Source organism: Streptomyces griseochromogenes, from assembly GCF_001542625.1.
In the GTDB taxonomy this organism is placed as follows: domain Bacteria; phylum Actinomycetota; class Actinomycetes; order Streptomycetales; family Streptomycetaceae; genus Streptomyces; species Streptomyces griseochromogenes.
Map to the genome: position 1 here is coordinate 10,551,455 of NZ_CP016279.1, position 13,647 is coordinate 10,565,101.

12 protein-coding genes and 3 tRNA genes are annotated in these 13,647 nt (G+C 69.1%); 9 read left to right on the forward strand and 6 right to left on the reverse strand.

Annotated features, from left to right (window positions below):
- Positions 1 to 19: 19 nt before the first annotated feature.
- From AVL59_RS46205 to AVL59_RS46215, 3 genes are all read right to left on the reverse strand, one after another.
- Positions 20 to 772, reverse strand: a complete 753-nt coding sequence (locus AVL59_RS46205; RefSeq protein ID WP_067316389.1) for an SDR family oxidoreductase — start codon at positions 770 to 772, stop codon at positions 20 to 22.
- A gap of 94 nt (positions 773 to 866) precedes the next feature.
- Positions 867 to 2,252: an NDP-hexose 2,3-dehydratase family protein gene (locus tag AVL59_RS46210; protein WP_067316391.1), complete on the reverse strand. Its 1,386-nt coding sequence runs from the start codon at positions 2,250 to 2,252 to the stop codon at positions 867 to 869.
- A gap of 53 nt (positions 2,253 to 2,305) precedes the next feature.
- Complete coding sequence (locus AVL59_RS46215; protein ID WP_067316393.1) at positions 2,306 to 2,974, reverse strand: dTDP-4-dehydrorhamnose 3,5-epimerase family protein; 669 nt, start codon at positions 2,972 to 2,974, stop codon at positions 2,306 to 2,308.
- Positions 2,975 to 3,106: 132 nt separating this feature from the next.
- On the opposite strand from AVL59_RS46215, the gene AVL59_RS46220 reads away from it, so the two are divergent.
- Positions 3,107 to 4,135 (forward strand): Gfo/Idh/MocA family protein, encoded by a 1,029-nt coding sequence (locus tag AVL59_RS46220; protein ID WP_067316394.1) that lies wholly within the window; start codon positions 3,107 to 3,109, stop codon positions 4,133 to 4,135.
- Here the strand turns inward: AVL59_RS46220 and AVL59_RS56810 are convergent.
- Positions 4,021 to 4,371 (reverse strand): AMP-binding protein, encoded by a 351-nt coding sequence (locus AVL59_RS56810; RefSeq protein WP_079147311.1) that lies wholly within the window; start codon positions 4,369 to 4,371, stop codon positions 4,021 to 4,023. The two genes, AVL59_RS46220 and AVL59_RS56810, sit on opposite strands and share 115 nt — an antisense overlap.
- Positions 4,372 to 4,764: 393 nt before the next feature.
- On the opposite strand from AVL59_RS56810, the gene AVL59_RS46225 reads away from it, so the two are divergent.
- The 7 genes from AVL59_RS46225 (at position 4,765) to AVL59_RS46255 (ending at position 10,181) form a co-directional block, all read left to right on the forward strand.
- Positions 4,765 to 4,839 (forward strand) — tRNA-Asp (locus tag AVL59_RS46225).
- A gap of 24 nt (positions 4,840 to 4,863) precedes the next feature.
- A tRNA-Phe gene (locus AVL59_RS46230) sits at positions 4,864 to 4,937 on the forward strand.
- A gap of 68 nt (positions 4,938 to 5,005) precedes the next feature.
- The gene (locus AVL59_RS46235) at positions 5,006 to 5,197 is read left to right on the forward strand and encodes a DivIVA domain-containing protein (protein ID WP_067316396.1); all 192 of its coding nucleotides are present in this window, start codon (positions 5,006 to 5,008) and stop codon (positions 5,195 to 5,197) included.
- 2 nt (positions 5,198 to 5,199) lie between these two features.
- A complete protein-coding gene (locus tag AVL59_RS46240) occupies positions 5,200 to 5,511 on the forward strand; it encodes a hypothetical protein (protein ID WP_067316398.1) in 312 nt (103 codons plus the stop codon).
- Positions 5,512 to 5,569: 58 nt separating this feature from the next.
- On the forward strand, positions 5,570 to 9,526 hold the full coding sequence (gene hrpA / locus AVL59_RS46245) for an ATP-dependent RNA helicase HrpA (protein WP_067316400.1): 3,957 nt from the start codon (positions 5,570 to 5,572) through the stop codon (positions 9,524 to 9,526).
- A 94-nt stretch (positions 9,527 to 9,620) separates the two neighbouring features.
- Positions 9,621 to 9,695: transfer RNA gene (locus AVL59_RS46250), tRNA-Asp, on the forward strand.
- Between the two features lie 231 nt (positions 9,696 to 9,926).
- Positions 9,927 to 10,181: a DUF6274 family protein gene (locus AVL59_RS46255; protein WP_067316402.1), complete on the forward strand. Its 255-nt coding sequence runs from the start codon at positions 9,927 to 9,929 to the stop codon at positions 10,179 to 10,181.
- Between the two features lie 460 nt (positions 10,182 to 10,641).
- On the opposite strand, the gene bldC is transcribed toward AVL59_RS46255, so the two are convergent.
- Positions 10,642 to 10,848: a developmental transcriptional regulator BldC gene (gene bldC / locus AVL59_RS46260; RefSeq protein WP_003949541.1), complete on the reverse strand. Its 207-nt coding sequence runs from the start codon at positions 10,846 to 10,848 to the stop codon at positions 10,642 to 10,644.
- Between the two features lie 519 nt (positions 10,849 to 11,367).
- Positions 11,368 to 12,210: a DUF8083 family protein gene (locus AVL59_RS46265; protein WP_067316404.1), complete on the reverse strand. Its 843-nt coding sequence runs from the start codon at positions 12,208 to 12,210 to the stop codon at positions 11,368 to 11,370.
- Between the two features lie 200 nt (positions 12,211 to 12,410).
- Here AVL59_RS46265 and AVL59_RS46270 point away from each other — a divergent pair, with 200 nt between their 5' ends.
- A complete protein-coding gene (locus tag AVL59_RS46270) occupies positions 12,411 to 13,508 on the forward strand; it encodes a Leu/Phe/Val dehydrogenase (protein WP_067316406.1) in 1,098 nt (365 codons plus the stop codon).
- Positions 13,509 to 13,647 lie beyond the last annotated feature (139 nt).

Sequence of the window (13,647 nt, forward strand, 5' to 3'; positions counted from 1 at the left end):
CAGTCTCCCCCACCGCGCCTCAGGCACGGAGCCCCAGGCCACCGTCCACGGTGACGGTCTGGCCCTGAATCCAGGCGGCCTCGTCGGTGCACAGGAGGGCGATGGCGTCGGCCACATCGCTGGGTGTGGTCAGTCGTCCGGCAGGTGTACGGGTGGCCAGCACGCGCGCCGCCTCCGGTGCCGTCGTCGCCTCGCCCTTGTCCAGCTTGGCTGTGGACACCGCGTTGACCGCGATGCCATGGGGCGCGAGCTCGACGGCGAGGTAGCGTACGAAGCTTTCCAGGCCCGCCTTCGCGACCCCCAGACCGACGTAGCCCGGCACGACCCGTCCGGCGCCGGAGCTGGAGACCGCCACGATCCTGCCGGAGCCCTTGGTCATCGCCTCGGCGAGTGCGGGCGCCGCGCTCAGCAGAGGGACGAGCGACACCTCCAGGGTGTCCCGGAAACCGTCGAGATCCGGCTCGGCCGCCCGCATGGGCCGCAGGGACGAGGTGTTGTGCACGAAGACGTCCAGGGAACCGTGGGCCTTGGCCACCTGCTCGATCGCGGTCCGCATCCCCTCAGGCCGCGAGACGTCGGCCTTGAGCGCGGTGGCGGTACCGCCGAGCTGCCCGAGTGAGGCAACAGCGGCGTCCGCATCGGCGCAGGAGTGCGCGTAGTTGAGGTACACGTGGCATCCGGCGGCGCACAGCTTCCGCGCAGTCGCCAGGCCCAGTCCCCGTGTCGCCCCGGTCACCAGGGCGACACGCCCTTCGAGTCCCAGCCTCGTCATGCCTGGCCTTTCCATGAAGTTCATCGGTGCGATGACGATGGTGTGGCCGGGCGTTGGAGGGCGATTGGAGCAGCGATCGCGCGGGCGCCGCCCGCTACCAGGTGGTGTGCAGGGCAGCGATGAGACTGCGCGCCTGCACGTTCAGGTAATTGCCGTGCTTCAGCAGGTCCATGGCCTGCCCGACGGTGATCCAGAGGAAGCCGTCGGGGGCGTCGGCAGGGGTGTCCTCGCCCGCCTCGACGATGAGATAGCGGTTCTGCGCGTGATAGAAACGGCCGCCTTCCTCCGACTGCGTGGAGTCGTAGCGCACGCGGTCGCCGGTCGCGGCGAGCACCTCCTCCAGATAGGGAGGCGAGGGCAGACCCCGGCGATCACCGGGGCTGCACTGAACGGTCGGGGCCAGCTCCGCCCCGGCAAGCGAACCGGCCTCGGTCCGCGCCCGGGCGAGAAGGTGCAGCACCCCGTCGAACTCCTTCGTCAGAAAGGCCGACACCTCCGGCCCGCGCGGTTCGAGCAGCGGCTGCGACCAGCGCCCGACCTCCCGGTTGGCCGCCTTCACATGGGCGCCGACGATCCGGAAATACCGGCCGTCCTCATGAGTGATCTCCATGTCGGAGCAGTCCCAGCCCGCGACCTGGCCGAGCGGTATGCGGCGCTGCACATGGCGCTGCAGGACGCGCTGCTCGGTCAGCAAGCCGAGAACCTCCTGGGTGCTGTGGCGGCCGGGGGAGTGGTCGATCGAGCGGCGCAGCGCCGCCCGGTAACCGTCCTCGGCCTCGGACTCCGGCGGCGCGGCGAACGGCATGCACGACAGGACCGTGCGCGCGTCCATGTTGACGGCGTTGTCCACGGTCAGCAGCCGCAGAACCTGGCCGAGCGTGAGCCAGCGGTAGTCCTCGTGCTCCGGTACGTCCTCAGTGGTCTCCACGACGATGTTGCGGTTGCGTTTGCGTAGGAACCAGGAGCCCTGTTCGGACTGGAGCGTGTCGACCAGCACGCGCCCGGGGCGCGGGGCGCGGAAGTACTCGACGTACGGCGTCGGCTGACCGCCGTGGACCCCGGTGTAGTTGCTGTGGGTGGCCTGCACCGTGGGCGACAGCTGGATCACATTGACGTTCCCGGGCTCCATCTTCGCCTGCATGAGACAGTGCAGGACCCCGTCGAACTCCTTGACCAGGATGCCCAGGATCCCGGTCTCGGGCTGGTTGATGATGGGCTGGTCCCACCCGCTCTCCCCGACGTTCACCCGCAGGCCCTCGATGGAGAAGAACCGGCCGCTCCGGTGGACCAGGTCGCCGTACTCGGGCTCGAAGAACCAGCCGTCCAGTTCGCTCAGCGCACTGAGGGTCACGTCGAAGTCATGCGCCACCGCCCGCTCGCGGAGCCAGGACTCCAGCGCGTCGTCGGAGGTCAGCGGGGATTCGGCGGCGAGGGCCGAGCGGGTAAGGCGGAGGCCGTCATCGGCCGCGTCATCGGTCATGAGTATCTCCCTGTCGTGCCTGCTCAAGGCACCTGCTTGAAGCCACCCCGTCCTCAAGGCGCCGCGGCGGCCGACGGACCGATGGTCGGGGGTGCGGTTGGAGAACCGTTCGAAGCGGACCGGTCCTCACGAGCGAACTGCTCGTAGAGCTCCTGGCACTCCTCGTACGTGGCCAGAAGCCCGGCCCGGGTGGCTTCCTCGACCGTGGGCGCGGCGGCGTCCTTGGCCGAGACGATCGGCTCGCCCGCCACGTCCCAGGGCAGGGCGAGGGAGGAGTCGAAGGGGTTAATGTCGAGCTGGGTGCCAGGCACATAGCCGGACGAACAGAGGTAGCTCACCAGGGTGTCGTCCGTGAGGGCCACGAAACCGTGGCCGAGACCTTCCGCGATGTACACCGACCGGCCCGATTCGGCGTCCAGACAGGTCGTGTCGTACCGGCCGAACGTAGGTGAGCCCAGCCGCAGATCGACGACGAAGTCGCGGACCGCGCCGCGTGGACAGCTGACGACCTTCGCCTGGCCGGGCGGCAGCAGCACGCCATGGATCCCCCGGACCACACCGCGCCGGGAGACCGAGTAGTTGACCTGTGCCAGCGGTCGGGGATGGCCGACGGCGGCGAGCGCCTCGTACGAGAAGGACTCGTAGAAGCAGCCCCGCTCGTCCCGCAGTTGACGTGGCACGATGAGGAAGCTGTCGGGCACGCGAAGAGGTGTGATCTCCATGACGGGGAGCGTAGGCAGCCGTCTTTGAGCGGGCCCCTACGCGGGCTCGAATCCTCCGGCCGAGGATCGGCGTACCCCTGGCGGCCCGGGTGGCACGGGAACCAGGACGGCGGAAGCGACCGAGGTGGCGGCATGACAGAGGAGAGCGCGGTGCTCGGGGTAGGTGTGCTCGGGTGCGCCGACATCGCCCTGCGAAGGGGCATTCCGGCGTTGCTCACGACCCCAGGGGTTCGCCTGGCGGCTGTGGCCTCCCGAGACGGGGCAAAAGCGCGGACCTTCGCCGAGCGGTTCCACTGCGACGCGGTCGAAGGCTACGACGCGCTGCTCGCCCGTACGGACATCGACGCGGTGTACATCCCGCTGCCCTCCGGACTGCACGCCGAATGGGCGGACAAGGCACTGCGGGCCGGCAAGCACGTACTGGCGGAGAAGCCCCTGACCACCAGCGCGGAGGCGACTGCCGCGCTGGTGACGACAGCTCGCGAACGCGGTCTGCTGCTCATGGAGAACTTCATGTTCGTCCGGCACCCGCTCCACGGTGAGGTGCGGAGACTGGTGGCCGAGGGCGCGATCGGCGCACCCCGGGCGTTTCACGCCGCCTTCACCATCCCGCGACGGCCCGACGACGACATCCGCTACCAGGCGGCGCTGGGCGGCGGTGCCCTGCTCGACGTCGCGGGATATCCGCTGCGCGCGGCCCGGCTCCTGCTGGACGGGCCGCCGGCCGTGATGGGCGCGGTGCTCGCCCACGACCCGGCCCGGGGTGTGGATGTCGGCGGCGCCGCTCTCCTGCGCACCCCGGGCGGGACCGTGGCGCAGCTGACGTTCGGCCTGGACAACGCCTACCAGTGCGCCTACGAGGTGTGGGGCAGCGAAGGGGTGATCCGGGTGGACCGGGCCTTCACTCCTCCGCCCGGGCACACGCCGGTGATCAGGATCGAGCGCGGGGGCGAGGCCGAGGAGCTGCGGTTGCCCGCCGCCGACCAGTTCGCTCTCGCCATGCGCTGCTTCGCCGCGACGGCGCTGTCCGGGGACGGGTTCGAGGATCACGCCCAGGACGCGCTGCGCCAAGCGGAACTCGTGGACGAGATCCGGCGGATGGCATCGGCCGGAAGGAGCACGGCGGGCAGTCCGGGCGTGGCCGGCCTGTCGGCCAACTGAGTGCGGGTCACGAGGAGTTTGGGCGCCGCGTCACCGAAGATGTAGGAGATACGCTGGGCCGGGCAGTCGGGGTCGATCGGGACGTAGGCCGCGCCCGGCTTGACCACCGCGAGCAGGGACACACCCGGTTCGGCCGAGCGTGGCAGCGCCACCGCGACGAACCGCCCGGGTCCCGCACCGTTCTCCACCAGGTGCCGCGCCGGCCGGTTTGTTCGAAGAGCGGGCGCGACGTTCACCGCAGTCCGTCGCGGTCACCTCCGGCGGCACTTTGCTGACGTACGGAGAGGTGCTCGGCGAGGGTACGGCCCGGTACCGCCTCCGGGGTGTGCCCGCCACGGCTCCACTCCTCAAGGAGTCACCATGGAATCGGCACAGGATTCCTGGAGTCAGGACGTTCTCTCGCGCCCCCGACAAGCCTGAATTTGCGATCACAGTGACTGACCACCCCGTGCTGACGTGTCAGCACGGGGCCCGGATCGAGGAAGATCGAGCAGGAGCCAGAAGCACGCAAACAGGCGCTTTTGCCTGATCCTTTCGCGTTCCCCCAGGTCAGCAAGGTAACGATGTCGGGTTCGAATCCCGTTGGGGGCACGCAACACCGTGTGCGACACTGTTGCACGCACGAGCTTGGTCCTGTGGAGCAGTTTGGAGTGCTCGCCACCCTGTCAAGGTGGAGGCCGCGGGTTCAAATCCCGTCAGGACCGCTGAGGTTTCACGTGAAACCTCGTGGCTGGGTAGCTCAGTTGGTACGAGCGATCGCCTGAAAAGCGATAGGTCGCCGGTTCGACCCCGGCCCCAGCCACAGTCAGAAGGCCCCGTTCGAAAGAGCGGGGCCTTCGTAGTACCGGCCTGACATCGGGGGAGGCGGCCATGGAAGACGACTTCCGGGGTTTCGACATCGCACGACGCGGCTACGACCGCGCCCAGGTGGACACCTATCTGGCCCGCCTGACCACGGACCCGGCATCCGGAGCACCGCCCGTTTTCGACATCGTCCGGCGCGGGTACGACCGAGCGCAGGTGGACGCACGGGTGGAGCAGCTGCGGAACAGGGGACGATGACGATGAGCGGGAACGAGACCGGAGCGAACCCCGAGGCGGAGCTGGAGAAGGTCCGGGCGCGGTACGGACTGCTCGCGGTCGTGATCAGCAATCTCGCCATCGCCACGGTCGCGATCATCGGGGTGTGGCGGCTCCACGGCGACAAGTCCGTGATCGTCGGGGTGCTGACCGCCGCCTTCACCGCGGTGAGCAGCATGACCACCGCCTACCTGGGCATCAAGGCGGTGTCCAACACCGCGAAGTCGCTCGCCCTCGGGGACGGGCTCGGCCGGCGGCGCACGGAGGCCGCCCCGCCCGATCAGCACACGCCCTGAGCGCCCCGAAGCAAATCGTTCGCCAGTGATTTCCCCGAGGTGAGATCCTGGACCGCGTATGTCTACGCATCCAGCCCCCGCCCTCGGCACCCTCGCCACCCGTCTGACCGAACTGTCGCTGCGCGACGCGCACCGGCTCGGCAGGCGGCTCGAGGGCGCGCGCAAGATCCGTAAGCCGGAGGCCCAGGCCGCCGTCCTCGCCGAGATCGAGGCCGAGATCGGCAAGGCCTCGGCACGTATGGACGAGCGGCGCTCCCGTGTGCCCGCCGTCATCTACCCGGAGCAGCTCCCGGTCAGCCAGAAGAAGGACCGGATCGCCGAGGCCATCCGCGATCACCAGGTCGTCATCGTGGCCGGTGAGACCGGCTCCGGCAAGACCACGCAGATCCCCAAGATCTGTATGGAGCTGGGGCGCGGCGTCCGCGGCATGATCGGGCACACCCAGCCCCGCCGTATCGCCGCCCGGACCGTCGCCGAGCGCGTCGCCGACGAGCTGAAGACGCCCCTCGGCGAGGCCGTCGGCTGGAAGGTCCGCTTCACCGACCAGGTGAACCCGGACGCCACCTTCGTCAAGCTGATGACGGACGGCATCCTGCTCGCCGAGATCCAGACCGACCGCGAGCTGCGCGCCTACGACACGATCATCATCGATGAGGCCCACGAGCGGTCCCTCAACATCGACTTCCTGCTCGGGTACCTGGCCCAGCTGCTGCCGAAGCGGCCGGATCTGAAGGTCGTGATCACTTCCGCGACCATCGACCCCGAGCGCTTCTCCCGGCACTTCGGCGACGCCCCGATCATCGAGGTCAGCGGCCGCACCTATCCCGTCGAGGTCCGCTACCGGCCGCTCCTCGAAGAGGACTCCGAGGACGCCGACCGGGACCAGATCACCGCGATCACCGACGCCGTCGAGGAGCTGATGGCGGAGGGGAAGGGCGACATCCTCGTCTTCCTCTCCGGCGAGCGGGAGATCCGGGACACCGCGGACGCGCTCACGAAGAAGCAGTACCGGTTCACCGAGGTGCTGCCGCTGTACGCCCGGCTCTCGCACGCCGAGCAGCACCGGGTCTTCCAGCCGCACACCGGACGCAGGATCGTTCTGGCGACCAACGTCGCCGAGACCTCCCTGACCGTCCCCGGCATCAAGTACGTCATCGACCCCGGCTTCGCCCGGATCAGCCGCTACAGCCACCGCACCAAGGTCCAGCGGCTGCCCATCGAGCCGGTCTCCCAGGCCAGCGCCAACCAGCGCAAGGGCCGCTGCGGCCGTACGTCCGACGGCATCTGCATCCGGCTGTACAGCGAGGACGACTTCCTCGCCCGGCCGGAGTTCACCGACGCCGAGATCCTGCGCACGAACCTCGCCTCCGTCATCCTCCAGATGACCGCGGCCGGCCTCGGCGACATCGAGAAGTTCCCCTTCATCGACCCGCCGGACCACCGCAACATCCGCGACGGCGTGCAGTTGCTGCAGGAGCTGCACGCGCTGGACCCGGCCCAGAAGGACCCGCGCAAGCGCCTCACCGACACCGGCCGCAAGCTGGCCCAGCTGCCCGTCGACCCCCGGCTGGCCCGCATGGTCCTGGAGGCAGACAAGAACGGCTGCGTGCGCGAGGTCATGGTGATCGCGGCCGCGCTGTCCATCCAGGACCCGCGCGAGCGCCCGGCGGACAAGCAGGCCCAGGCCGATCAGCAGCACGCCCGCTTCAAGGACGAGACGAGCGACTTCCTCGCCTACCTGAACCTGTGGCGGTACGTCCGCGAGCAGCAGAAGGAGCGCGGATCGTCGTCCTTCCGCCGGATGTGCAAGCAGGAGTACCTGAACTTCCTGCGCATTCGCGAATGGCAGGACATCTACACCCAGCTGCGCACGGTCGCGAAGCAGATGGGAATGCACCTGGAGGAGCCTTCGGCGGGTACCGACGCCCCCTCCGACCGCGTCCACATCTCGCTCCTGGCCGGCCTCCTCTCCCACGTCGGGATGAAGGACGTGAAGGACGGCAACAAGAACGAGTACCTCGGCGCCCGCAGCGCCAAGTTCGCGGTCTTCCCGGGCTCGGCGCTGTTCCGTAAACAGCCCCGGTTCCTGATGTCCGCCGAACTCGTGGAGACCTCCCGCCTCTGGGCCCGGGTCAACGCGAAGATCGAGCCGGAGTGGGTCGAACCGCTGGCCGGACACCTCCTGAAGCGGACGTACAGCGAACCGCACTGGGAGAAGGACCAGGCCGCCGTGATGGCGTACGAGAAGGTGACGCTGTACGGCGTCCCGATCGTCGCCCAGCGGAAGGTGAACTACGGCCGGATCGACCCGGAGGTCTCCAGGGAGCTGTTCATCCGCAACGCCCTGGTCGAGGGCGACTGGCGCACGCACCACAAGTTCTACGCGGACAACCGCAAGCTGCTCAGCGAGGTCGAGGAGCTGGAGCACCGCGCCCGGCGCCGGGACATCGTCGTCGACGACGACACGCTCTTCGACTTCTACGACCAGCGGGTGCCCGGACACGTGGTCTCCGGTGCCCATTTCGACTCCTGGTGGAAGCACAGGCGGCACGAGCAGCCCGACTTCCTGGACTTCGAGCGGGAGATGCTCATCCGCGAGTCGGCGGAGGCGGTCACCAAGGCCGACTACCCGGACTCGTGGCGGCAGGGTCCGCTCAAGTTCCGGGTGACGTACCAGTTCGAGCCGGGCGCGGACGCCGACGGCGTGACCGTCCACATCCCGCTCCAGGTGCTCAACCAGGTCACGGACGAGGGCTTCGACTGGCAGATCCCGGGCCTGCGCGAGGAGGTGGTGACGGAGCTGATCCGTTCCCTCCCGAAGCCGATCCGCCGTCACTACGTGCCCGCGCCGAACTACGCGAAGGCGTTCCTGGAGCGCGCCGTGCCGCTGCAGGAGCCGCTGACGGTGACGATGACGCGCGAGCTGAAGCGCACGGTCGGCGTCCCCTTCGAGGCGGACGACTTCGACTGGGCGAAGGTCCCCGACCATCTGAAGATCACCTTCCGTATCGTCGACGAGCGGCGCCGGAAGCTGGCCGAGGACAAGGACCTGGAGGCGCTGAAGCTGCGGCTGAAGCCCAAGGCGCGCAAGGCCCTGTCCCAGGCCGCGGCCGCGACCGCATCCCGCGAGGGCGGCGAGTCCCTGGAGCGCAAGGGCCTCACCGACTGGACGATCGGCACGCTCACCCGGGTCTTCGAGACGCGCCGGGCCGGGCAGCCGGTGAAGGCGTACCCGGCGCTGGTGGACGACGGCGACACGGTCTCGGTCCGCCTCTTCGACACGGAGGCCGAGCAGGCGGAAGCCATGTGGAAGGGCACCCGGCGCCTCATCCTGCGCAACATCCCGGTGAACCCGGCGAAGTTCGCATCCGAGAAGCTGACCAACGCCCAGAAGCTGGCGCTCTCCGCCAACCCGCACGGCTCCGTCCAGGCCCTCGTCGACGACTGCGCGATGGCCGCGGCCGACAAGCTGATCGGGGACTTCGGCGGGCCGGTGTGGGACGAGGAGTCGTTCCGGAAGCTGTACGACAAGGTGCGCGCGGAGATCGTCGACACGACGGTCCGTACGGTCGGGCAGGTGCAGCAGGTCCTGGCGGCCTGGCAGGCCTGTGAGCGCCGTCTGAAGGCCACGAAGAGCCCCGCCCTCCTGGCGAACCTGACGGACGTCCGGGGGCAGCTGGACGCCCTGGTGAAGCCCGGATTCGTGACGTGGGCGGGCATACGACGCCTGCCCGACCTGATGCGCTACCTGGTGGCCGCCGACCGGCGCCTGCAGCAGATGCCGACCGGCGTCCAGCGGGACACCACGCGCATGGAGAAGGTCCACGAGATGCAGGACGAGTACGCCTGGCTCCTGGAACAGCTGCCGCAGGGCCGGCCGGTGCCGTCCTCGGTCCTGGACATCCGCTGGATGATCGAGGAGCTCCGGGTCAGCTATTTCGCGCACGCGCTCGGCACGGCGTACCCGGTCTCCGACAAGCGGATCGTGAAGGCGATCGACGCCGCCGTACCGTAATCACTCACACACGGAGGGTGAGTTCGACCAGGGGGCTCACCCTCCTGTACAGTCTCTTCTCGCAGCGCAATGCAGCAAAAGCGCGGCGAAACATGGTCCTGTGGAGCAGTTTGGAGTGCTCGCCACCCTGTCAAGGTGGAGGCCGCGGGTTCAAATCCCGTCAGGACCGCAGCAGAGGAGGCCCTCATCCGATGTGGATGAGGGCCTCCTCTTTCACATCCCGTCAGGACCGCGATCGAAGGGCCCCAGGGGGTCCTTCCGCTGTTCACCTGAGGCCCCGCCCCGCGCCCGCTGCCCCGACGAAGCCCGGCGCGGCCGCTCGCGCCCTTGACGACGTCACATTCCACCGGTACCCAGAAACCAAGGGCCCGTCTCCCCGTACGGCCCCTGGAGGTGGCGTATGACGGCATCGGCCAGGCACGAGACGCGGGCGCTGCTGAGGGCGCATCTGGCGGCCGCCTCGTCCTACCGGCACCTCACCCGCCACTGCCCGATATGTCATCACCTGCTGCGACTGGCGATGGCCACCGGCCCTCGCCCCCCGGAGCCGGGCGGCGAGGTCGTCGAGGTCATCGACGTCGTGGAGGTCATGGACGTCGTGCAGAGCGCAGAGGTCGTCGAGGTCATCGAGAGCGAAGCCTCCCGAAGCGCGTGATCCACGCCGGGCCCAACTCCCGCTCGGGCGTGGCACGCTGGAACGCGTGGTTCCATTAGCGCACACATGCCGATGTCAACAAGCATCGCGGCGTGTGACGGGAGTCACCGCATGAGTTTTCAAAACCGCGGAACTTACCCCCGTCCTACAACTGGTCAATTTAATATGTGCAATTGCACTCCCCCCGGAGGCCACGCACAGCCGTTCCGACAACCCTCCCCAGACTCCGACAAGGCAGCTCACAGAGGTGCCGCGCCGCCGTCCGCAGCGCACAAAAAAGATCGCGCTGGACCCGGCGGAGTCCAGCGCGATCTACGACGCACCCTGTGTCGCTGCCTACAACGTTCTCTTCGGCTTGGGCGTGGGCCCTGTTGGGGCAGGTCCCGCGTCGCTTGGAGCTAGGGTTTCGGGCGCCTCGGCCGGTTGGGGGACCGACCGTTCTGCCCGGTTATTCGGTTGTTCAGGCCTCGCTGCGCTGCTGCGGGATGCCCGCGAGCAGAGCGCGGACCTCGGCCTCGCGGTAGCGGCGGTGCCCGCCGAGCGTGCGGATCGAAGTGAGCTTGCCGGCCTTCGCCCACCGCGTGACCGTCTTCGGGTCCACGCGGAACATCGTGGCGACCTCAGCCGGGGTCAGCAGCGGCTCGGCATCAGGGGTGCGAGCGGTCATGAGCGGCCTCCTCGGGAGAACCGAACCTTCTCGGTTCTTTCCTCTAAATTCTGCACCTTGACCCACGTTGCCCGAAATGGCGGACGCGGGCCGAGTCGGTTATAGGACGAACGGCTTGTCCTCGGCACTACAACTACACCATCTGTCCAGCCACGTCGGCCAAACCGATGGAATTGCCCTCCCAGGTGTTCATCAGCGACGGAAGCCGATGGACCATGCCATAGCGGACAGTCACGCCACTGTGACGATCAGTCACAGGACGATCAGGAGTCACCAGACCCCCCATAGCGTGCAATGCAGAGAATCCGCCCACATTGGAGCATAGCGGGACGGACGGAGCCCTCCCCGGACTCCTTGTCCTATTTTGGCACGAGGGGCGGCAAGAGGCGCAAGGGCCGTGTAAGTGCCGTCCGTCACCCTTAGGGACAAAAGCCCGGATCGAGACCAACGTCCCGTCAGGTGGTCAAGTGCCGTAGACCGTACGTCCTTCGGTGGCTTTTTGACCGTGATCCACGTCACTCAGTTCGCGGAACGCCGGTCACGTACCGCCCGCCACCGCTCCACCAGCCGCCCGTACGCCTCCCCGGCGGCCATCCCGTCGCCCCGGTGCAGCGCCTCGATGCCGTCGGCCACGTCCGCCGCCGAGTGGTCGTCCGCCAGTTGACCGGCCGGCACCGCGTGCACCAGGCCGCCGTAGTCCAGCTCCACCAGCGAGCGCGGGTGGAACTCCTCCAGCCAGCGGCCGACGTCCACCAGGCCGTCGATCAGCGGCCCTTCCTCGATGGTGTCCTTCAGCGTGCGCAGCGCCCGCGCCACCCGGCGCCGGGCCTGCACCATCGGGGTGCGGTAGCGCAGCATCGGCGGCACCTCGCCGGCCCCCTTGTCGTACCGGCGCTCCTCGTCGGAGACCAGCACGAACCAGTTCAGCGGGATCTGCCAGGTCGCGGTGCGGATCCAGGGCCGGGCGTCCGGGTTGCGGGCGAGCCAGCGCTCGTAGTCCTGGGCGGCCTGGCGGCGCACCACCGGCGGCAGCACCGCGTCCAGCACCGGCGCGGGCAGCTCCTCGGCGAGATCGCCCAGGGCCTGCCAGCCGCGCAGCCGGGTCCGCCAGGGACAGACGCAGACGACCCCGTCGACGTCCACCACGAAGGCGTCGCTGCTCTCGTGTACCGGCACCGGGACAGGCGGCGTGGGCAGCAAGTCGGCGAGCGAGCGGCGCAGTTCGTCCTGGTAGGTGGGGCGGTCGGGGCGCCGGGCGTAGCGCGCCCAGTGGGTGCGCTCCGGCTCCGGGAAGGCGGCCAACGGCTCGTAGACACGCAGGTACGCGGCATAGGGGACGACCACGGAGGACACCTTGGGCACGCCTGCTCCCTCCCCATCGGACCCGGCTCGAAACCCTTGCAAATCGTCCCACGGCGATGCGTGCGTGAGCGGCGCGGGAGAGTGATCCTGAACACTGCGCGGATGGCTGGTGGGCGCAGGGCCTACGCTCATGCCACAGCCCCCGCCACCCGCACGGGGGCTACGCCCCACCCGCCGCTACTTACACAGGAGTCACCACAGTGACCGACGTAACCGGCGCACCTGCTGATGTCCTGCACACCCTGTTCCAGTCGGACCAGGGCGGCCACGAGCAGGTCGTGCTCTGCCAGGATCGCGCCAGCGGTCTCAAGGCCGTCATCGCCATCCACTCCACCGCCCTGGGCCCGGCCCTCGGCGGAACGCGCTTCTACCCGTACGCGACCGAGGCCGAGGCCGTCGCCGACGCCCTCAACCTCGCGCGCGGGATGTCGTACAAGAACGCCATGGCCGGTCTAGGCCACGGCGGCGGCAAGGCCGTGATCATCGGCGACCCGGAGCGCGACAAGACCGAGGAGCTGCTGCTCGCCTACGGGCGCATGGTGGCCTCGCTCGGCGGGCGCTACGTCACCGCGTGCGACGTCGGCACGTACGTCGCCGACATGGACGTCGTGGCCCGCGAGTGCCGCTGGACCACCGGCCGCTCCCCCGAGAACGGCGGGGCCGGCGACTCCTCCGTGCTCACCGCCTTCGGCGTCTACCAGGGCATGCGCGCCTCCGCCCAGCATCTGTGGGGCGACCCCTCGCTGCGCGGCCGCAAGGTCGGCATCGCCGGCGTCGGCAAGGTCGGCCACCACCTGGTGCGCCACCTGCGCGACGAGGGCGCCGAGGTCGTCATCACGGACGTGCGCGCGGACGCCGTGCAGCGGATCCTCGGGCAGTACCCCGAGGGCGTGTCGGCCGTCGCCGACACCGACGCGCTGATCCGGGTGGAGGGGCTGGACATCTACGCCCCCTGCGCCCTCGGCGGCGCGCTGAACGACGACACCGTGCAGGTGCTCACCGCCCAGGTGGTGTGCGGCGCCGCCAACAACCAGCTCGCCCACCCGGGTGTGGAGAAGGACCTCGCGGACCGCGGGATCCTCTACGCGCCGGACTACGTGGTGAACGCCGGCGGGGTCATCCAGGTGGCCGACGAGCTGCACGGGTTCGACTTCGACCGGTGCAAGGCGAAGGCGGCGAAGATCTTCGACACCACGTTGGCCATATTCGCACGTGCGAAGGAAGACGGCATTCCGCCGGCCGCCGCGGCCGACCGGATCGCCGAGCAGCGCATGGCCGAGGCCCGCGCGGCGCGCTGATCCGGGTGCGATCGGACCCCGATCGGGTGTCCGATCGCACACATGCGCGGTACCCGTCGGCGGGAACTTAGAGAGAACTCTCACTTCCACCGGCGGGTCGCACCCCGATAAGTGGTTAAAATCGCCACTGACCAGCGAG

Coding starts and splice junctions, on each gene's coding strand:
- AVL59_RS46205 (WP_067316389.1), bottom strand. CDS start 772: ATGACGAGGCTGGGACTCGAAGGGCGTGTCGCCCTGGTGACCGGGGCG.
- AVL59_RS46210 (WP_067316391.1), bottom strand. CDS start 2,252: ATGACCGATGACGCGGCCGATGACGGCCTCCGCCTTACCCGCTCGGCC.
- AVL59_RS46215 (WP_067316393.1), bottom strand. CDS start 2,974: ATGGAGATCACACCTCTTCGCGTGCCCGACAGCTTCCTCATCGTGCCA.
- AVL59_RS46220 (WP_067316394.1), top strand. CDS start 3,107: ATGACAGAGGAGAGCGCGGTGCTCGGGGTAGGTGTGCTCGGGTGCGCC.
- AVL59_RS46235 (WP_067316396.1), top strand. CDS start 5,006: ATGGAAGACGACTTCCGGGGTTTCGACATCGCACGACGCGGCTACGAC.
- AVL59_RS46240 (WP_067316398.1), top strand. CDS start 5,200: ATGAGCGGGAACGAGACCGGAGCGAACCCCGAGGCGGAGCTGGAGAAG.
- hrpA (WP_067316400.1), top strand. CDS start 5,570: ATGTCTACGCATCCAGCCCCCGCCCTCGGCACCCTCGCCACCCGTCTG.
- AVL59_RS46255 (WP_067316402.1), top strand. CDS start 9,927: ATGACGGCATCGGCCAGGCACGAGACGCGGGCGCTGCTGAGGGCGCAT.
- bldC (WP_003949541.1), bottom strand. CDS start 10,848: ATGACCGCTCGCACCCCTGATGCCGAGCCGCTGCTGACCCCGGCTGAG.